Source organism: Pseudomonas sp. GM30, assembly GCF_000282275.2.
GTDB lineage: Bacteria > Pseudomonadota > Gammaproteobacteria > Pseudomonadales > Pseudomonadaceae > Aquipseudomonas.
Map to the genome: position 1 here is coordinate 365,516 of NZ_AKJP02000028.1, position 19,055 is coordinate 384,570.

The 19,055-nt window shown below is 59.4% G+C and carries 17 protein-coding genes; 9 read left to right on the top strand and 8 right to left on the bottom strand.

All coding sequences use genetic code 11. The features are described 5' to 3' along the window. Nucleotides 1–8: 8 nt before the first annotated feature. The 3 genes from dnaJ to grpE form a co-directional block, all read right to left on the bottom strand. A complete protein-coding gene (gene dnaJ, locus PMI25_RS21410; protein WP_003221522.1) occupies nucleotides 9–1,133 on the bottom strand; it encodes a molecular chaperone DnaJ in 1,125 nt (374 codons plus the stop codon). Nucleotides 1,134–1,430: 297 nt separating this feature from the next. Then, nucleotides 1,431–3,347, bottom strand: a complete 1,917-nt coding sequence (gene dnaK / locus PMI25_RS21415) for a molecular chaperone DnaK (protein ID WP_003221521.1) — start codon at nucleotides 3,345–3,347, stop codon at nucleotides 1,431–1,433. Nucleotides 3,348–3,449: 102 nt separating this feature from the next. Then, on the bottom strand, nucleotides 3,450–4,016 hold the full coding sequence (gene grpE / locus PMI25_RS21420; protein ID WP_007961425.1) for a nucleotide exchange factor GrpE: 567 nt from the start codon (nucleotides 4,014–4,016) through the stop codon (nucleotides 3,450–3,452). A 240-nt stretch (nucleotides 4,017–4,256) separates the two neighbouring features. Here grpE and recN point away from each other — a divergent pair, with 240 nt between their 5' ends. After that, a complete protein-coding gene (gene recN / locus PMI25_RS21425) occupies nucleotides 4,257–5,930 on the top strand; it encodes a DNA repair protein RecN (protein WP_007961422.1) in 1,674 nt (557 codons plus the stop codon). Nucleotides 5,931–6,005: 75 nt separating this feature from the next. On the opposite strand, the gene fur is transcribed toward recN, so the two are convergent. Beyond that, complete coding sequence (fur, locus tag PMI25_RS21430; RefSeq protein ID WP_003221515.1) at nucleotides 6,006–6,410, bottom strand: ferric iron uptake transcriptional regulator; 405 nt, start codon at nucleotides 6,408–6,410, stop codon at nucleotides 6,006–6,008. Nucleotides 6,411–6,507: 97 nt separating this feature from the next. Here fur and PMI25_RS21435 point away from each other — a divergent pair, with 97 nt between their 5' ends. Further along, entirely contained in the window at nucleotides 6,508–7,035 is a 528-nt protein-coding gene (locus PMI25_RS21435) for an outer membrane protein assembly factor BamE (RefSeq protein WP_007961419.1), read from the top strand. A 61-nt stretch (nucleotides 7,036–7,096) separates the two neighbouring features. Here the strand turns inward: PMI25_RS21435 and PMI25_RS21440 are convergent, their stop codons facing one another. Genes PMI25_RS21440 through PMI25_RS21450 form a run of 3 tightly spaced genes read right to left on the bottom strand, consistent with a single transcriptional unit; the run spans nucleotide 7,097 to nucleotide 9,249 of the window. Continuing rightward, entirely contained in the window at nucleotides 7,097–7,411 is a 315-nt protein-coding gene (locus PMI25_RS21440; protein WP_007961416.1) for an RnfH family protein, read from the bottom strand. Then, entirely contained in the window at nucleotides 7,404–7,838 is a 435-nt protein-coding gene (locus tag PMI25_RS21445; RefSeq protein WP_007961414.1) for a type II toxin-antitoxin system RatA family toxin, read from the bottom strand. The genes PMI25_RS21440 and PMI25_RS21445 overlap by 8 nt, the downstream gene beginning before the upstream one ends. Before the next feature lie 7 nt (nucleotides 7,839–7,845). Continuing rightward, entirely contained in the window at nucleotides 7,846–9,249 is a 1,404-nt protein-coding gene (locus tag PMI25_RS21450; protein ID WP_007961408.1) for a sodium-dependent transporter, read from the bottom strand. 119 nt (nucleotides 9,250–9,368) lie between these two features. Between PMI25_RS21450 and smpB the strand changes: the two genes are divergently transcribed. Beyond that, nucleotides 9,369–9,851, top strand: a complete 483-nt coding sequence (gene smpB / locus PMI25_RS21455; RefSeq protein ID WP_003221505.1) for an SsrA-binding protein SmpB — start codon at nucleotides 9,369–9,371, stop codon at nucleotides 9,849–9,851. 143 nt (nucleotides 9,852–9,994) lie between these two features. Here smpB and PMI25_RS21460 read toward each other — a convergent pair whose 3' ends face one another. Further along, nucleotides 9,995–10,762 (bottom strand): GntR family transcriptional regulator, encoded by a 768-nt coding sequence (locus tag PMI25_RS21460; protein WP_007961405.1) that lies wholly within the window; start codon nucleotides 10,760–10,762, stop codon nucleotides 9,995–9,997. Nucleotides 10,763–11,023: 261 nt separating this feature from the next. Here PMI25_RS21460 and PMI25_RS21465 point away from each other — a divergent pair, with 261 nt between their 5' ends. The 6 genes from PMI25_RS21465 to PMI25_RS21490 all read left to right on the top strand — a co-directional run bounded on the left by PMI25_RS21465 (nucleotide 11,024) and on the right by PMI25_RS21490 (nucleotide 19,041). Then, nucleotides 11,024–12,718: a lactate permease LctP family transporter gene (locus PMI25_RS21465; protein ID WP_007961403.1), complete on the top strand. Its 1,695-nt coding sequence runs from the start codon at nucleotides 11,024–11,026 to the stop codon at nucleotides 12,716–12,718. A 161-nt stretch (nucleotides 12,719–12,879) separates the two neighbouring features. Then, nucleotides 12,880–13,704 carry a (Fe-S)-binding protein gene (locus tag PMI25_RS21470; protein ID WP_007961401.1) on the top strand — a complete coding sequence of 275 codons (825 nt, stop codon included), beginning with the start codon at nucleotides 12,880–12,882 and terminating at the stop codon, nucleotides 13,702–13,704. Then, nucleotides 13,701–15,155, top strand: coding sequence for a LutB/LldF family L-lactate oxidation iron-sulfur protein (locus tag PMI25_RS21475; RefSeq protein ID WP_007961399.1), 1,455 nt, complete (start codon nucleotides 13,701–13,703; stop codon nucleotides 15,153–15,155). The genes PMI25_RS21470 and PMI25_RS21475 overlap by 4 nt, the downstream gene beginning before the upstream one ends. Further along, on the top strand, nucleotides 15,155–15,826 hold the full coding sequence (locus PMI25_RS21480) for a LutC/YkgG family protein (protein ID WP_007961397.1): 672 nt from the start codon (nucleotides 15,155–15,157) through the stop codon (nucleotides 15,824–15,826). The genes PMI25_RS21475 and PMI25_RS21480 overlap by 1 nt, the downstream gene beginning before the upstream one ends. After that, nucleotides 15,823–18,633, top strand: coding sequence for an FAD-binding and (Fe-S)-binding domain-containing protein (locus PMI25_RS21485; RefSeq protein ID WP_007961395.1), 2,811 nt, complete (start codon nucleotides 15,823–15,825; stop codon nucleotides 18,631–18,633). Before PMI25_RS21480 ends, PMI25_RS21485 begins: the two co-directional genes overlap by 4 nt. Nucleotides 18,634–18,762: 129 nt before the next feature. Beyond that, on the top strand, nucleotides 18,763–19,041 hold the full coding sequence (locus tag PMI25_RS21490; protein ID WP_007961392.1) for a hypothetical protein: 279 nt from the start codon (nucleotides 18,763–18,765) through the stop codon (nucleotides 19,039–19,041). Nucleotides 19,042–19,055: the final 14 nt, after the last annotated feature.

Consider the following 19,055-nt stretch of genomic DNA (forward strand, 5'->3'; position numbering starts at 1 on the left):
CCGACTCCTTACAGATCGCCGAAGAAGCGCTTCACACCATCGAACCAACCGGTGGTTTTTGGCGAGTGGCTGTTGTCATCCGCCAGCGAGCTGCGGAACTCTTCGAGCAATTCGCGCTGACGACGATTCAGATTGACCGGGGTCTCGACCGCTACACGGCACATCAAGTCGCCCGCCCCACCGCCCCGCACTGGCGCCACGCCTTTGCCACGCACGCGGAACTGCTTGCCGGTCTGTGTACCTTCAGGGATTTTCAGTTTGACGCGACCGTCGAGGGTCGGGATTTCCAGCTCGCCGCCGAGCGCCGCATCAACAAAGCTGATCGGCACTTCGCAGAACAGATGTTTGCCATCGCGCTGGAAAATGTCGTGCTCGCGCACGTTGATCACCACGTACAGGTCGCCGGTCGGGCCGCCCTGGGTGCCCGCCTCGCCCTCGCCAGACAGACGAATGCGGTCGCCGGTATCAACGCCAGCCGGCACTTTGACCGACAGTGTTTTGTACTCTTCGACGCGACCGTCGCCGTGGCAGGAATCGCACGGATCGGAAATGATCTTGCCCTGGCCATGGCAACGCGGGCAGGTCTGCTGCACCGAGAAGAAGCCCTGCTGCATGCGCACCTGACCAATGCCGCCGCAGGTCGGGCAGGTCGATGGCGACGAGCCTTTCTTCGCGCCGGAACCATCGCATGGCTTGCAATTGACCAGTGTCGGAACGCGAATATTCACGGTGGTACCGCGTACCGCTTCTTCCAGATTCAGCTCCAGGGTGTAGCGCAGATCGCTGCCACGCTGGGCGCCGCCACGGGAACCGCCGCGACCACCACCGAAGAAGTCACTGAAGACATCGCCAAAGATGTCCGAGAAATTCTGCCCGCCGAAACCGGCGCCACCGCCACCCATGCTTGGGTCGACGCCAGCATGACCGTACTGGTCGTACGCCGCGCGCTTGCTCGAATCGGACAATACTTCGTAGGCCTCGTTGGCCTCTTTGAACAGTTCTTCCGACGCTTTGTCATCGGGATTACGGTCCGGGTGATGCTTCATCGCCAGACGACGATAGGCCTTCTTCAGGTCTGCATCGCTTGAACCACGCTCTACACCCAATACTTCGTAATAGTCACGCTTTGCCATAAGTCTTTTGCACTCTTGAGGACGTTCGGCAAACCCCTCCTGAGGATGGCCAAACTCGTTGAGCCCCAATACAGGCCCGGACCCAACTCACGTCAATTCAACGATCCTGGTCTTTGTTTCATTTGGTACTTGCGGCGCGAAAAGCAGGAGCATTCCCGGCCATACCAGCAGCAGGCGAACCTTGTCGCATGCTGTAAAAATTCGTGTATTCCAGATACGCCAACGCGGGAGCAAGCTCCCGCGCGGCGACATCCTACCAGTCACCGCCGCAAGGCAGTCAACCGGCCGACCAACAACTTACTTGTGGTCTTTGACTTCTTCGAACTCGGCATCGACAACATCGTCAGCCTTTTCAGCTTTCTCGTCGTGCGGTGCCGCGCCTTCAGCAGGCTGAGCCTGTTCGGCGTACATCTTCTGAGCAACCGGAGCCGAGACTTTCGACAGCTCTTCGATCTTCGCTTCGATGGCAGCCTTGTCGTCGCCTTTCACAGCGGCTTCCAGTGCAACCACGGCAGCTTCGATCGCGGTCTTCTCTTCAGCGCTGACCTTGTCGCCCGCTTCGGTGACCATTTTGCGAGTCGAGTGAACCAGTGCGTCACCCTTGTTACGGGATTCAGCCAGCTCAGCGAACTTGCGGTCTTCCTCGGCGTTCAACTCGGCATCGCGAACCATCTTCTGAATTTCTTCATCCGACAGACCGGAGTTGGCCTTGATGGTGATCTTCTGCTCTTTACCGGTCGCCTTGTCTTTCGCACCAACGTGCAGGATGCCGTTAGCGTCGATGTCGAAGGTCACTTCGATCTGCGGCACGCCACGTGGAGCTGGTGGAATGTCGGCCAGGTCGAACTTGCCCAGCGATTTGTTCTGTGCAGCTTGCTTACGCTCACCTTGCAGGACGTGAATGGTCACGGCGCCCTGGTTGTCGTCGGCAGTCGAGAACACTTGCGATTTCTTGGTAGGAATCGTGGTGTTTTTCTCGATCAGCGCGGTCATCACGCCACCCATGGTTTCGATACCCAGGGTCAGCGGGCTGACGTCGAGCAGCAGAACATCTTTCACGTCACCAGCCAGAACGGCGCCCTGAATCGCAGCACCCATAGCAACCGCTTCGTCCGGGTTCACGTCTTTACGTGCTTCTTTACCGAAGAAATCAGTAACCAGCTTCTGTACCAGCGGCATACGAGTCTGACCGCCGACCAGAATCACGTCGTTGATCGCGCCAACGTCGATACCGGCGTCTTTCATGGCGATACGGCAAGGTTCGATGGTGCGCTGAACCAGGTCTTCAACCAGTGCTTCGAGCTTGGCACGCGAAATCTTCACGTTCAGGTGCTTAGGACCGGTAGCGTCTGCAGTGATGTACGGCAGGTTGACGTCGGTCGACTGAGCGGACGACAGCTCGATCTTGGCTTTCTCAGCGGCTTCTTTCAGGCGCTGCATGGCCAGCGGGTCACCTTTGAGGTTCATGCCGCTTTCTTTCTTGAATTCGTCAACGAGGTAGTCGATCAGACGAATGTCGAAGTCTTCACCGCCGAGGAAGGTGTCACCGTTGGTGGCCAACACTTCGAACTGGTGCTCGCCGTCAACTTCAGCGATCTCGATCACGGAAACGTCGAAAGTACCGCCACCCAGGTCATAAACGATCACGGTGTGATCGCCCTTGGCCTTGTCCATACCGTAAGCCAGAGCCGCTGCGGTTGGTTCGTTGATGATACGTTTAACGTCCAGACCGGCGATGCGGCCGGCGTCTTTGGTCGCCTGACGCTGGCTGTCGTTGAAGTAGGCCGGAACGGTGATCACCGCTTCGGTCACAGGCTCGCCGAGGTAGTCTTCGGCGGTCTTCTTCATCTTCTTCAGGATTTCAGCCGAGATTTGTGGCGGCGCCATTTTCTGGCCGTTCACTTCAACCCAAGCGTCGCCGTTGTCAGCCTTGGCGATTTTGTACGGGACCATCTTGATGTCTTTCTGTACGACTTCTTCGTCGAACTTGCGACCGATCAGACGCTTCACCGCGTACAGGGTGTTGTGCGGGTTGGTCACTGCCTGACGCTTGGCCGACTGACCAACGAGGATTTCACCATCGTTGGCGTAAGCGATGATCGACGGCGTGGTACGCGCGCCTTCGGCGTTTTCGATAACTTTGGCTACGCCGTTTTCCAGCACGGAGACGCAGGAGTTGGTAGTCCCCAGGTCGATACCGATAATTTTGCCCATGTTCACTCTCCCGAAACTTTGGATTTTGTTGCCGCAGCAGTGGTGGCTAACTGCGGTAATACTTAAACGCTTGACTTCTAAATGGGGGCCTTGCGGTTAATTTCAAGCCTTCTCGTCAATCGAAGGCGAAATTGGCGCCGGCGCCTTGCTGACCACGACCATGGCCGGACGCAACAGGCGACCGTTGAGCTGGTAGCCCTTCTGGAACACCTTCAGAACACTGTTCGGTTCGACGTCGGCGCTTTCCTGCATGGCCATCGCCTGATGGTGAACGGCGTTGAACGGTTCGCCATGCGGATCGATCGCTTCAAGCTGATAACGCTTGAGGGTGTCGTGGAACATTTTCAGGGTCAGCTCGATGCCTTCGCGCATCGGGCGGATGCTTTCGTCGTCCGGGCTCGACAGCTCGAGGCCGCGCTCCAGGCTGTCGACGATCGGCAGCAGGTCACCGGCGAATTTTTCCAGCGCAAACTTGTGCGCCTTCTCGACATCCTGCTCGGCACGGCGGCGGACGTTCTGCAGATCGGCAGCTACGCGCAGCGACTGATCCTGCGCGGCGGCCAACTGCTCTTCGAGCACTTGTACACGGGTCGCCAGGTCGTCACCCGAAGTCTCGGGCGCCTGATTGGCTTCTGGATTTTGCGTATCTACTGTCTGTTCGTCAGCCATAGAATTCTCCTTTCAATTACGTCCGCGAGCTGTACTCGCGCTTCTGCCCCGATATATGGGGCCGCAAAATCAGGCTTCAAGGGCCTGCAATGATTAACCCTACAAAAAAGTGCTGCATTGTCATTCCCGCTCGGACTAAGCATTTGATCGGATCAAGCAAATCGAGCTAAGCGAGGGCATTGTCAGGCCGAAACAAAACACTGTATAAATAACCAGACCTAAAGCCTGGGAGCGGCCTTTATGCTGGTGCACCTGTCCGTACACAACTACGCCATCGTTGAACATCTCGATCTCGAACTCGATCGCGGGATGAGCGTGATCACAGGGGAAACCGGCGCCGGCAAGTCGATCATGCTCGACGCCCTGGGCCTGACCCTCGGCGATCGCGCCGACAGCGGCGTGGTCCGCCCGGGCGCCGACAAGGCCGACATTCTGGCCACCTTCGACCTGGTCGACATCCCTGAAGCCCATGCCTGGCTGGCCGAGCGCGATCTTGAAAGCGATGGTCCGTGCATCCTGCGCCGGGTCATCACCGCCGAAGGCCGTTCACGCGGCTATATCAATGGCACGCCCTGCCCGCTCGGCGATCTCAAGGCCCTCGGCGAACTGCTGATCGATATCCACAGCCAGCACGAACATCAATCGCTGCTGAAAACCGATACCCATCGCCGCCTGCTCGACGAATACGCCGGCGCTACCGACCTGGCCCGTCAGGTCCAACTCGCCGCGCAGCGCTGGCGTCAAACCCGCCAGGAGCTGGAGCGCCTCTCCAATTCTGGCGACGAACAACGCGCGCGTCATCAATTGCTCAGCTACCAGCTCGAAGAACTGGAAAACCTCGGCCTCGGCGAAAACGAGCTGGAACAGCTGGAGCAGGAACACAAAAACCTGACCAACGCCGAAACCCTGCTCGGCATTTGCCGACAGGTGGTCGAGCAGTGCAGCGAAAGCGATTCCGGCAACGTACTGAACGCACTGACCGCCAGCCTCAATCGCCTGTCGAGCGTGAACAACTCGGTTGGCGCACTGGGCGAAGCCAGCAGCCTGCTGACCAGCGCGCAGATCCAGGTCGAAGAAGCCGTGGGCGAACTCAATCGCTTCCTCGACAACTTCGATGCCGACCCGGCGCGCCTGCAATATCTGGAGGAACGCCTCGACGCGATTTACACCCTGGCCCGCAAACACCGGATCCAGCCAACCGAAGTCGCCGAGATGCAGCAAAAGCTGCTGGATGAAATCGAAACCCTCAACGCCAATGACGAATCCATCGAGCGCCTGGGTGAAGAACTGGCGTCTTATGCGCGCCATTATCAAGAGAAGGCCCGCGAGCTGAGCGACTTGCGGCATCAGGCCGCCGGCAGCCTTGCCAGCGCCGTGGAACAGGAAATCCAGCGCCTGGGCATGCCGGGCGGGCGCTTCACCATCGAATTGCGCGCGAACAGCAGCGACGAGTTATTGCCCAACGGCCTGGAACAGGTCGAATTGCTGGTCAGTGCCAACCCCGGTCAGCCACTGAAGGCATTGGCCAAAGTGGCCTCCGGTGGCGAGCTGTCGCGGATCAGCCTGGCGATTCAGGTGATCACCGCGCAGACCTCACGGGTGCCGACGTTGGTATTCGACGAAGTAGACGTGGGCATCGGCGGGCCGACTGCCGAAATCGTCGGCCAGTTGTTGCGGCGACTTGGCGATCGCGGGCAGGTGCTGACCGTGACGCACTTGCCGCAAGTGGCGGCGCAGGGTCATCAGCATTTGTTCGTGCACAAGGTGCGTGGTGAACAGGCGACTCACACCGCCGTGTCCAAGCTGAGCAAGAACGACCGTATAGAGGAAGTAGCGCGGATGCTGGGCGGCATCGACCTGACCAAAGAGTCTTTGGCCCACGCGAAAAAAATGGTGGTCACCGCAAAAGTTTAAGAGCAGCAGAAAGCACGAAGGCGACCCTTGGGTCGCCTTCGTTCGTTTCGCGAACCTGAAATTCGCGCGACATGCTTACTTTTTCTTGCGTACGTACAGCACCAGATTGTGATCTACCAGATCAACACCGTGCTCCTCGGCAATTGCCTTCTGGAGCTTTTCGATTTCCGGACTGACGAATTCGACGACTTCACCGGTTTCCACGTTGACCATGTGGTCGTGGTGGCCACCGTCGGCCAGTTCGAATACCGCGTGGCCACCGTCGAAGTTGTGACGGACCACGAGGCCAGCGGCTTCGAACTGGGTCAGAACACGGTAAACCGTGGCCAGACCGACGTCCTCGCCCGCTTCCATCAACGCCTTGTAGACGTCTTCGGCACTCATGTGACGCTGCTCGGTAGAGTCGAGCATTTGCAGGATCTTGACCCGTGGCAGGGTCACTTTGAGGCCGGCTTTGCGTAGTTCGCTATTTTCAACCATGGTCAGCTTTCTCGCGATGCTGCTTCGCAGCTTCTCTTAATGCGGGTATGATCGGCGTTTACGTTGTCCCAGCCAAGATAGTGGAAGTCGCCCACCGATGCAAAACACCAAGCTCTTGCTAACCAGTTTCACCTTTGTGGGACTGCTCGCACTCGCCGGTTGTTCATTCCCCGGGGTTTACAAAATCGACATCCAGCAGGGCAATGTCGTCACGCAGGACATGATAGACCAGTTACGCCCGGGAATGACCCGTCGGCAAGTACGGTTTATCATGGGTAACCCTCTGCTGACCGACACGTTCCATGCCGATCGCTGGGATTATCTGTACAGCCTGCAACCTGGTGGCGGTGAACGCCAGCAGGAGCGCGTGAGTGTTAACTTCAACTCCAACGACCAGCTTGTCAGCCTGTCCGGTGACTTCATGCCGGGTGTAAGCCGTGACGAAGCCATTCTGGGCAAGGACAGTGGCACCAGCGTGACCGCCCCTGCTGAAAACGCCGAGAAGCCGAAGCCGGAAGAACCAGCCAAACCAGGCTCCTTGCTGGATTCGATCCAGAAGGACGTGGACGGTGTTGAAACCGTTCCGGTTCCGACGCCTGAGCCGCTGGACACCTCGCCGCAGTAATGTGCGAGGCAATAAAAAACCCGGAATTTCCGGGTTTTTTATTGCCTGCGACTTGCTCAGCCTACTGATTTCGCGCCTTAGCTTCGGCAGCCTTGGCCGCCCGCAAGCGCCGAACCTCTTTCGGATCCGCCAGTAACGGCCGGTAAATCTCGATGCGATCCCCCGCCTGAATCAAGCGAACCTGCGGATCAGCCACCACTTTGCCGAAAATCCCCAGCGGACAATCACTCAGATCCAGCTCAGGAAATTCATCGCTGATACCTGACTTGAGCAGCGCCTCGCGCACTGTCGTCCCTTGAGGGACGCGCAAAGTGCGCAGAACCTGGCGATCCACGGCGGCATACACCACCTCAATCTCGATCACCGGCTCAACCATTCATCTGCTTGGCACGCTGGCAGAACGCATCCACCAACGTATTCGCCGCCTGATTGAACAGCGGGCCGAGTGTCGCACGCACCAGTGGGCCGGCGTAGTCGAACGACAGGTCAAGACTGATCTTGCAGGCCTTTTCGTTCAACGCCTTGAACACCCAGACACCATGCAACTGATTGAACGGACCTTCCTCCAGGTTCATCTCGATCGATTGCCCCGGCACCAGCGTATTGCGCGTGACGAAGTGCTGACTCAGACCGCCCTTGGCCACGCCAACGCTGGCACGCATGTGCTCGGGCGAACTCTCCAGCACCTCGGCGGACGAGCACCATGGCAAGAATTCCGGGTAACGCGCGACGTCGTTGACCAGGTCGTAGAGGAATTGCGCCGGGTATGGCAGCAACGCCGAACGTTGAATATGTGTCGTCATGTAAGCGTTACTTCCAGAGCTGAGCGGCAAACACTACCAGAATGCCGATGGGCGCCACGTAGCGCATCAAGAACAGGGACAGGGCAAACAGCGCCGGGTTACGAATCGACAACTCGTCACGCACCGCCTCACGCCCCATTACCCAACCGGCAAACAGCACGAAGCACAGGCCACCGAGCGGCAACATGATCCGCGAGGTGAAGAAATCGATCACTCCGAAGAAGTCCAGACCGCCCGCCGCACCCCATTGGTAGAGGTGGAACAGGCCGCCATCGTTCACGAAAAATTTGGCTTCCTTCCAGATATTGAACGAGAAAACCGTACCCAGACCAACGAACCAGCATATGAAGGCAAGCCAGAAAGTCACCCAGCCACGGCTGATTTTCGTGCGTTCAACCAGATAAGCAACCATCGGCTCGAGCAGGGAAATCGCCGAGCTCCAGGCGGCAATCGCCACCAGCACAAAGAACACCACGCCCATCAACTGGCCAAAAACCACGTTACCGAAGGCAAATGGCAGACTGACGAACATCAGGCCCGGGCCTTCGCTAGGGTTCAAACCACCGGCGAACACAATCGGAAACAATGCCAGACCGGCTACCAGCGACACGAAGGTGTCGAGCAGTGCCACACCGACCACCGTGCCGGACAACGAGGCTTCCTTGGTCATGTAAGCGCCGTAGATCATGATCGAGCCGACGCCCACGCTCAGGGAAAAGAACGCATGGCCCATGGCGGGCAGCAAGCCGTCGAGGACTTTTTCCGGGTGGAAATCGAACATGAAATGCACGCCTTCCATGAAATGCCCGGTGGTCATGCTGTAACCCAGCAACACCAGCACCATCACGAACAGCAGCGGCATCATGATCCGCAGACTGCGCTCAAGCCCGGCGACCACGCCCTTGGCGATCACCACAGCCGACAACAGCATGAAAACCGTGTGCCAAAGTGTCAGGCGCCAAGGATCGGAGATGACATTGCCGAAATAAGCGCCGACCTGCTCCGCCGTAGCGCCCTGAAAGTCGCCGCGCCCCATGTCGATGATGTAATCCAGCGACCAGCCGCCGACCACACTATAGAAAGACAGGATCAGCAGCGCCGTGATCATCCCGGCAAATGCGCCCCACGACCACTTGCCCGAGTGCCCGGCTTCCAGCGCCAGCACCTTCAGGGCGTTCGCCGGACTCTGCCGTGCGCGGCGGCCGATCAGGGTTTCGGCCAGCATGACCGGGATTCCGATCAGGGCGATACAGGCCAGAAACATCAGCACGAAGGCACCGCCACCGTAGACCCCGACCATATAGGGGAATTTCCAGATGCTGCCCAGTCCCACGGCCGAACCGGTCGCGGCGAATATGAAAACCCAGCGGCTAGCCCAACTGCCGTGGACAGAAACCTTGTCTGTCGACATTGAATATCACGCCCAAGCGTTAGAAAAAGAGGCCGCATTGTCCGGGATTCACTCAACGTGCTCAAGCACGCAGCATCACCGTAGCCGAGGACCGTTTATCTCCATATAATGCCGCCCCTATGGCTAAACAGAAGAAACACCCAACAGGGACCATCGCGCAGAACAAAAAGGCGCGACACGATTACTTCATCGAACATCGGTTCGAGGCTGGTCTGGTCCTGGCCGGCTGGGAAGTAAAAAGTCTGCGGGCAAGCAAGCTGCAACTGGTCGACAGTTACGTGCTGCTCAAGGACGGCGAAGCCTGGCTCCTCGGCAGTCACATCACACCGTTGATGACCGCCAGCACCCACGTCATCGCCGACCCGACCCGCACCCGCAAACTGCTGCTCAACAAGCGCGAGCTGGAAAAACTCGCCGCTGCCGTGCAACAGAAAGGCTACGCCTGCGTGTGCCTGTCCTTCTACTGGAGCAAGCACATGGTCAAGTGCGAGATCGCTCTGGGCAAGGGCAAGAAGGAATACGACAAGCGTGACACCGAGCGCGAACGCGACGCCGGTCGTGAGTTGCAGCGCGCCGTGCGCAACAAGGGCAAGGAAGAGTAATTTCTTCTGCCTGACCCTGTGGCGAGGGAGCTTGCTCCCGCCGGGGCGCGAAGCGGCCCTCGCTTTACAGGTAGTGGCGAGAGCCAAGGCGCCTGCTGCGCATGCGAGCGGGAGCAAGCTCCCTCGCCACAATTAAACTGCCGTCACATTCCTTTACGCCGCTCCGCCCGAGCCATGCGCTGAACCTCCTGCCGCACCTCCTCCAGCACTTCCTGCACATACAGAATGTGCCGACTGGAAACCTCGCGCGCCTGCTCCGCCCGACCTTCGATAATCGCCAGATACAATTCCCGGTGCTGAGAGATCAGCATGTCGCGGGTTTCCGTGCGCTGCTTGTACATGCCGCCAATGTTGGTCACCACGTTGCGCTTGAGCAGATCGAACAGACCGCGAATGGTGTGCAGCAGCACCGCGTTGTGGCTGGCTTCGGCGATTGCCAGATGAAACTTCGCATCCGCCGCGCCCTCTTCCGCCCGGCTCACTTCGTCATGCCGCGTATAGCAATCCTGTAGCTCGTTGAACGCCACAGTGAGCCGCTCGCGATCCACATCGGTGGCGCGCAATGCTGCGTAATAGGCACACGATGCCTCCAAAGTGTGCCGAAACTCCAGCAAATCACGCTGGGCTTCGGGGTTGCTTTCCAGCAGCACTAGCAGCGGATCGCTGAAGGTCGAGCCGAGCGTATCCACCACATAGTTGCCGCCGCCCTGGCGACTGACCAGCAAGCCTTTGGCCGCCAGTTTCTGAATCGCTTCGCGCAACGACGGACGCGATACGCCGAACTGCTCGGCCAAGGCGCGCTCGGCCGGAAGCCGCTCGCCCGACTTCAGCGTGCCCTCGAGGATCATCCCCTCGAGTCGCTCGACAATATCGTCAGACAAACGGCGCTGACGAATCTGATCAAACCCCATAACTCATTTCTCCACGATCCCGACCGCGCGCCGGGCTCTCTATTCTGGCCTATCGGCGCCCCGCCGACACCTGTCAGCACACATTCGCCCGACCGGATCAGATGCGCTCTGCACCGCTTGCTCGACAAAAGTTTCAGGGCGACAAATTGACACACCGTCATCAAGGCTTTTACCCTAGCCAACAGCGATTGTAAATTGGTATTACCAATTATCCAAGAACGCTGACAGTGCCTGACCAACAACAATTAGGGGCCACCCCATATGCAAACCTGGCAACAGCTCTATACCCCGCTCGGCAGTCTCGGCGTCTCCGCACTTGCGGCCGTCATCCCCATCGTTTTCTTCTTCCTCGCGCTGGCGGTGTTCCGCCTCAAGGGGCATGTGGCCGGCAGCATCACGCTCGCGCTGTCGATTGCCGTGGCGATTTTCGCCTTCCACATGCCGGTGGACATGGCCTTCGCCGCCGCCGGATACGGTTTTGCCTATGGTCTGTGGCCGATTGCCTGGATCATTGTCGCGGCGGTGTTCCTCTACAAACTGACGGTCAAGAGCGGTCAGTTCGAGGTCATCCGCAGCTCAGTACTGTCGATCACTGACGACCAGCGCCTGCAGGTGTTGCTGATCGGTTTCTGCTTCGGCGCGTTTCTGGAAGGTGCCGCAGGTTTCGGCGCGCCCGTGGCGATCACCGCTGCGCTGCTGGTCGGTCTCGGCTTCAACCCGCTGTACGCCGCTGGCCTGTGCCTGATTGCCAATACCGCGCCAGTAGCGTTTGGCGCACTGGGCATTCCAATCATTGTTGCCGGGCAAGTGACGGGCATCGACGCGTTCAAGATCGGCGCCATGACCGGTCGCCAACTGCCGCTGCTGTCGCTGTTCGTGCCGTTCTGGCTGGTGTTCATGATGCACGGCCTGCGCGGTGTGCGTGAAACCTGGCCGGCAGCGCTGGTTGCAGGCCTGAGCTTCGCCGTGACCCAGTACTTCACTTCGAACTTCATCGGCCCGGAGCTGCCGGACATCACCTCGGCCCTGGCCAGCCTGATTTCCCTGACCCTGTTCCTCAAAGTCTGGCAGCCAAAACGCGCCGCCGGCCAACACATCGCCGGCGCCGTTTCGGCCTCGGTGGTAACCGCCAGCGCAGGAGGTTTCGGCCAGAAGCGCAGCACCGTGGCATCGCCTTACAGCCTCTGGGAAATTTTCATCGCCTGGTCTCCATTCCTGATCCTCACCGTGCTGGTCACCATCTGGACCCTCAAGCCGTTCAAAGCGATGTTCGCCGCCGGCGGCTCGATGTACGCCTGGGTGTTCAACTTTGCCATCCCGCACCTTGATCAACTGGTGATCAAGACTGCTCCGATCGTCGCCACCCCGACTGCGATTCCGGCAGTGTTCAAACTCGACCCTATTTCGGCGACAGGCACGGCGATTTTCTTCTCGGCGCTGATCTCGATGCTGGTGCTGAAGATCAACTTCAAAACTGGTCTGACCACTTTGAAAGAGACCTTCTACGAACTGCGCTGGCCGATTCTGTCGATCGGCATGGTGTTGGCGTTTGCCTTCGTCACCAACTACTCGGGCATGTCTTCGACCATGGCCCTGGTCTTGGCCGCGACCGGCGCAGCCTTCCCGTTCTTCTCGCCGTTCCTCGGCTGGCTGGGCGTGTTCCTCACTGGCTCGGATACCTCGTCCAACGCGCTGTTCAGTTCGCTGCAGGCGACTACCGCACACCAGATCGGCGTCAACGACACCTTGCTGGTGGCAGCCAACACCAGCGGCGGCGTGACCGGCAAAATGATTTCGCCACAATCGATTGCCGTGGCCTGCGCTGCGACCGGGTTGGTGGGCAAGGAATCGGATCTGTTCCGCTTCACCCTCAAGCACAGCCTATTCTTTGCCACGATTGTCGGCCTGATCACTCTGGCCCAGGCCTACTGGTTCACCGGCATGCTGGTGCACTAAACCAAGAAGAAGACTACAAGCGACATTGAAATAACCGACGCCGGTTCGTGATTCCGGCGTCAGCAATTCACACCCCGGTCTGTAAGGCTGCTGAAAGCAAGGCTCTTTATATTCAGCAGCCGCAACAGACGGATAACCGGGCCCACCCGGAGACACGCCTGATGAGCGAGCTTTTTTACAACGCTGTGCCCAACGCCACCCGCGTCGCACCGCCACTGCCCGAACCTCGGCAGTACCCCAGCGAGAAACCGTCGCGGGTCTACCTGTTCGGTACCTGCGTGGTCGATCTGTTCTACCCCGAAGCCGGAATGGACGCGATCCACTTGCTGGAGCGCGAAGGGATAACGGTCGAGTACCCGCAAGGGCAGAGCTGCTGCGGGCAACCGGCCTACACCTCGGGTTACACCGAGCAGGCGCGGACGGTCGCGCGCTCGCAACTGGCGTTGTTTGCCGGGGATTATCCAGTGGTGGTGCCGTCGGGTTCCTGCGCGGGCATGCTGCGCGAGCATTACGCCGACTTGTTCAAGGACGAGCCGGCGACGTTGAAACAGGTGCAGGCCCTCGCGGCCCGCACCTATGAACTGGCCGAGTTTCTGCTGTTTGTCTGCAAGATGCAGCTCAAGGACAGCGGCGAACCGGTCAAAGTGGCGCTGCACACTTCGTGTTCGGCACGCCGCGAAATGAATACCCACCTGCACGGCCGCGAGCTGTTGGCGCAGTTGAGCAACGTGGAGCGGGTCAACCACGATCACGAAAGCGAATGCTGTGGCTTCGGTGGGACATTCAGCGTCCGTATGCCAGACATTTCCGGCGCGATGGTGGCTGACAAGACCCGGGCGTTGAAGGATTCCGGCGCGCACAAGGTGTTGAGCGCCGACTGTGGTTGTTTGATGAACATCAACGGCGCATTGGAGAAACAAAAAGAAGCGCTGCGCGGGCAACATCTCGCCAGTTTTCTGTGGCAACGAACCGGAGGTGCGCAATGAGCACCTCGACGATTATTCCTACGGTTGCCGTAGAAGAAGATTTCCGCACCCGGGCACATAACGCCCTGGGCGATGCGCAGTTACGGAACAACTTCCGCACTGCCATGGATTCACTGATGACCAAGCGGGCAGCGGCTTTCAGCGATGCCCACGAAAGAGAACACTTGCGCGCCCTGGGCAACTCGATCAGGGCGCGTGCGCTCTCCAAGTTGCCCGACCTGCTCGAGCAACTGGAAAAAAACCTGACCCGCAACGGTGTGACAGTGCACTGGGCGGAAACGGTGGACGAGGCCAATGGCATCGTCCTTTCGATCATCCGCGCTCACGAGGCGCGGCAAGTGATCAAGGGCAAATCGATGGTCAGCGAAGAGATGGAGATGAACCATTTCCTCGAGGCTCAGGGTGTTGAATGCCTGGAGTCCGACATGGGGGAATACATCGTCCAGCTCGACCACGAGAAGCCTTCACACATAATCATGCCGGCGATCCACAAGAATGCCGGTCAGGTCGCGTCCTTGTTCCACGACAAACTTGGCGTGGAGTACACCAAGGACGTTGACCAACTCATTCAGATCGGTCGCAGAGTCCTGCGGCAGAAATTCTTCGAAGCGGACATCGGCGTTTCCGGCGTCAACTTCGCCGTCGCCGAAACCGGCACCTTGCTGCTGGTGGAAAACGAAGGCAACGGGCGCATGACCACCACCGTACCGCCGGTGCACATCGCCGTCACCGGTATCGAAAAGGTTGTGGAAAACCTGCGCGACGTGGTGCCGCTGTTGTCGCTGCTGACCCGCTCGGCGCTGGGTATTCCGATCACCACTTACGTCAACATGATCTCCGGCCCGCGCAAGGAACACGAACTCGACGGCCCACAGGAAGTACACCTGGTCCTGCTCGACAACGGTCGCAGCCAGGCCTTTGCCGACAGCGAACTGCGCCAGACCCTGAACTGCATCCGCTGTGGCGCCTGCATGAACCATTGCCCGGTCTACACCCGCGTCGGTGGTCACACCTATGGCGAGGTGTATCCGGGACCGATCGGCAAAATCATCACGCCGCACATGGTCGGTCTGGCGAAAGTCCCGGATCACCCGAGCGCTTCGTCGCTGTGCGGCGCCTGCGGTGAAGTATGCCCGGTGAAAATTCCGATCCCTGCCCTGCTGCGACGACTGCGCGAAGAAAACGTCAAAGCCCCGGACGCTCCACACCAAGTGATGCGCGGCCAGGGCAGCAAGTATTCGCGCAAAGAACGTTTTATCTGGAACGCCTGGGCGAAACTCAACAGCTCGCCGACGCTGTATCGGTTGTTCGGTTTCTTCGCCACGCGCCTGCGTGCTTTAACGCCGAGCAACGTCGGCCCGTGGACGCAAAACCACAGCGCACCAAAACCCGCCGCCCGCTCACTGCACGACATGGCCCGCGAGCATCTGGGCAAACAGGGAGACCGCTGATGAGCGCCAAGCAAAATATCCTCGCCAAGCTACGGAAAAGTCTGACTGGTGCCACACCGATTGCCGACGACTTCGATGTCGATCTGGTGACGCAGCCTTACACCTACAGCGCCGAGCAACGCATCCCGCAGCTGCGCAAACTGATGGAAGCCGTGCACACCGAGATCCATCTGACGACCGGCGCAGACTGGCCGGCGCTGCTCGCCCAATTGCTGCGCGATCGCCAACTGCCAAGTCTGTTGATCGCACCGACGACGCCTCATGGGCAGCGCATCTCACAACACTGGGCGAACAATCCTGATCTGCCGGCACTGAAGTCCTACGACCGGCCGATGGAAGAATGGAAAGCCGAGCTGTTCAACGACACCCCGGCCAGCGTTACCGGCACCCTTGGCGCCATCGCCGCGACCGGCAGCCTGATCCTCTGGCCAACTCGCGAAGAACCAAGGCTGATGAGTCTGGTGCCGCCGGTACATTTCGCGCTGCTCAAGGCCAGCGAAATCCGCGACAACTTCTATCAGGTGCAACAGGAATTCGAGTGGGCCCAAGGCATGCCGACCAATGCGCTGCTGGTGTCCGGCCCGTCGAAAACCGCCGACATCGAACAAGTGCTGGCCTATGGCGCCCACGGCCCGAAAGATCTGGTGGTACTGATCCTGGAGGACCAATGACGCTTCCGGTGAATTTCCTGCGTGATGCGCAGCAACTGATTCCAGCAGATCGCCGTTTCGACGATCCGCTGTCGACCTTGGCCTTCGGCACCGACGCCAGTTTTTATCGGCTGACTCCCAAACTGGTGATCCGCGTCGAGTCCGAAGACGAAGTGGTGGCGCTGTTGAAACTGGCGCAGCGCGATCAAGTCCCGGTGACCTTCCGCGCCGCCGGCACCAGTTTGTCCGGGCAGGCGATCAGCGATTCGGTGCTGATTGTGCTGGGGGATAACTGGAACGCTCGCGAGATTCGCGGCCAGGGCATGCAGATTCGCCTGCAACCGGGCGTGATCGGCGCGCAAGCCAACGCGTGGCTGGCACCGTTCGGGCGCAAGATCGGCCCGGACCCGGCGTCGATCAACGCCTGCAAGATCGGCGGCATCGTCGCCAACAACGCCAGCGGCATGTGCTGCGGCACCGCGCAAAACACCTATCACACCCTGGCCGGGATTCGTCTGGTTCTTGCCGACGGCACGCGCCTCGATACCGAAGACGCCGCCAGTGTCGCCGCGTTTCGCGCCAGCCACGGCGATCTGCTGGAACGTCTGGCGACATTGGGCCGCGAAACACGCGCCAATGCCGAACTGGCGGCGAGAATTCGCCACAAATACCGTCTGAAAAATACCACCGGCCTGTCACTCAACGCGTTGGTGGATTTCGATGAGCCTGTGGATATCTTGAGCCACTTGTTGGTCGGCTCCGAAGGCACCCTCGGCTTCATCAGCGCGGTGACGTATGACACGGTGATCGACCACCCGAACAAGGCCTCGGCGCTGATCGTTTTCCCCGATGTGGAAACTTGCTGCAACGCGGTCACCGTGCTGAAAAGCCAACCAGTGTCGGCGGTGGAATTGCTAGATCGACGCAGTCTGCGCTCGGTGCAGGACAAACCGGGCATGCCGGATTTCGTACAGCACCTGTCGAACAATGCCTGCGCGCTGCTGATCGAATCCCGCGCCGCCTCTTCCAATCTGCTGCAAGAACAACTGGCGCAGATCATGGCTTCGCTGGGCAGTTTCCCGGTGGAAAAACAGGTCGACTTCAGCGAAGACCCGGCCGAGAACGCCAAGCTCTGGGCGATCCGCAAGGACACCTTCCCCGCCGTCGGCGCTGTGCGCAAAACCGGCACCACGGTGATCATCGAAGACGTGACCTTCCCCGTCGAACAACTGGCTATCGGCGTCAATCGCCTGATCGAGCTGTTCGACAAACATGCCTACGACGAAGCGATCCTTTTCGGACACGCACTGGAAGGCAATCTGCACTTCGTCTTCACCCAAGGCTTCAACAGTCCGGAAGAAGTCGCACGCTATCAGGCGTTCATGGACGACGTCGCGCAACTGGTGGCGGTGGAGTTCGGCGGCTCGCTCAAGGCTGAACACGGCACCGGGCGCAACATGGCGCCGTTCGTTGAGCTGGAATGGGGTAGCGATGCCTATCAGTTGATGTGGCAGCTCAAACGTCTGCTCGATCCCAACGGCATCCTCAACCCGGACGTGGTGCTCAGCGAAGACCCGCAGATCCACCTCAAACACCTGAAGCCGCTGCCGGCAGCTGATGAGATCGTCGATAAATGCATCGAATGCGGCTTCTGCGAACCGGTCTGTCCGTCGAAAGGCCTGACCCTCAGCCCGCGCCAGCGCATCGTGATCTGGCGTGATATTCAGGCGAAAAAACGCGCCGGCTTTGACACCACCGAGCTGGAACAAGCCTACGACTACCAAGGCATCGAAACCTGCGCCGCGACCGGTTTGTGCGCTCAGCGTTGCCCTGTGGGCATCAATACCGGCGAACTGGTGAAAAAGCTCCGCGCCCGCAACGCCACGCATCAGAAAACCGCTGACTGGATCGAAGGAAATTTCGCCAAGACCCTGCAAGGCGCACGCTTCACCTTGCACGTGGCCAACGGCGCAGGGATGCTGCTTGGCGCACCACGCCTGGCGAAGCTGTCGGCGACGCTGACGCGTTTGTCCAAAGGCCAGGTGCCGCTGTGGACCAACGCGATGCCGCAGCCGGAAAAAGCCATTCGCTTCAGCCCGAGCGTGTCGGATCAACGCCCGCGCGTGGTGTATCTGGCGGCATGCGTCTCACGGGTGATGGGCCCGTCAGCCGGTGACAAGGAGCAGATGTCGCTGTACGACAAAACCCGAGGCTTACTGGAAAAGGCCGGTTACCAAGTGGTGTTCCCGGACAATCAGGACAACCTCTGCTGCGGTCAGCCCTTCGCTTCCAAAGGCTATGCCGAACAGGCTGAGCACAAGCGTCAGGAGTTGATCAGCGCGCTTCTGCACGCCAGTCGCGGTGGACTCGATCCGATCTATTGCGACACCAGCCCCTGCACCTTGCGCCTGGTGCAGGACGTGGGAAATGTTCGCCTGGATCTATACGACCCGGTGCGTTTCATCCGTACGCATCTTCTCGATCGACTGGAGTTCACCCCGCAAGAGTCACCGATTGCGGTGCACGTGACCTGCAGCACCCAGCATCTTGGCGAAAGCCAGGCGCTGATCGATCTGGCGCGCAAATGCAGCAAGACCGTGGTGATTCCGGAAGGCATTCATTGCTGCGGGTTTGCCGGCGACAAGGGCTTCACTACCCCGGAGCTGAACGGCCATTCGCTGCGCACCCTCAAGGATGCGGTGCAGCATTGCAGCGAAGGCATTTCCACCAGCCGCACCTGTGAGATCGGCCTGACGCAACACGGCGGCATCGACTATCACGGACTGGTCTATCTGGTGGATCGGGTGACCCGGGCCAAGGCCGGCTGAAGAAAAATAGAACCCTTGCGTGCGACCGTAGTCCACAGAACAGACCCCGAAAATCGGGGTTTTTCTTCCACTCGGTTGCCCGTCCTGACGGCCAGCGCAGTCTGGATCCCTCAGTTCAAGGAGATACACATGAAACGTTCTGTACTGTTAGGTCTGTTCGTTACTGCCTCGATGATGGCCTCCACCTCGTTCGCCGCCGACAAGCCTGCCGACCTGTGCGATGCCAATATCCAGACCATCAACAATGCCAAGGGGCAGTTGTCAGCGAACCCGGAACTCAGCCAGCGCGCTGAAGCCAGTGTCAGCAAGGCACAGGCGCTGAAAGCCCAGGGCAAGATTGATGACTGCGTAGCGGAAACCTCGCAAACCATCATAGAACTGCGTAAATCCACCGGCACCAACAACTGATTCAGGCCCCGGCC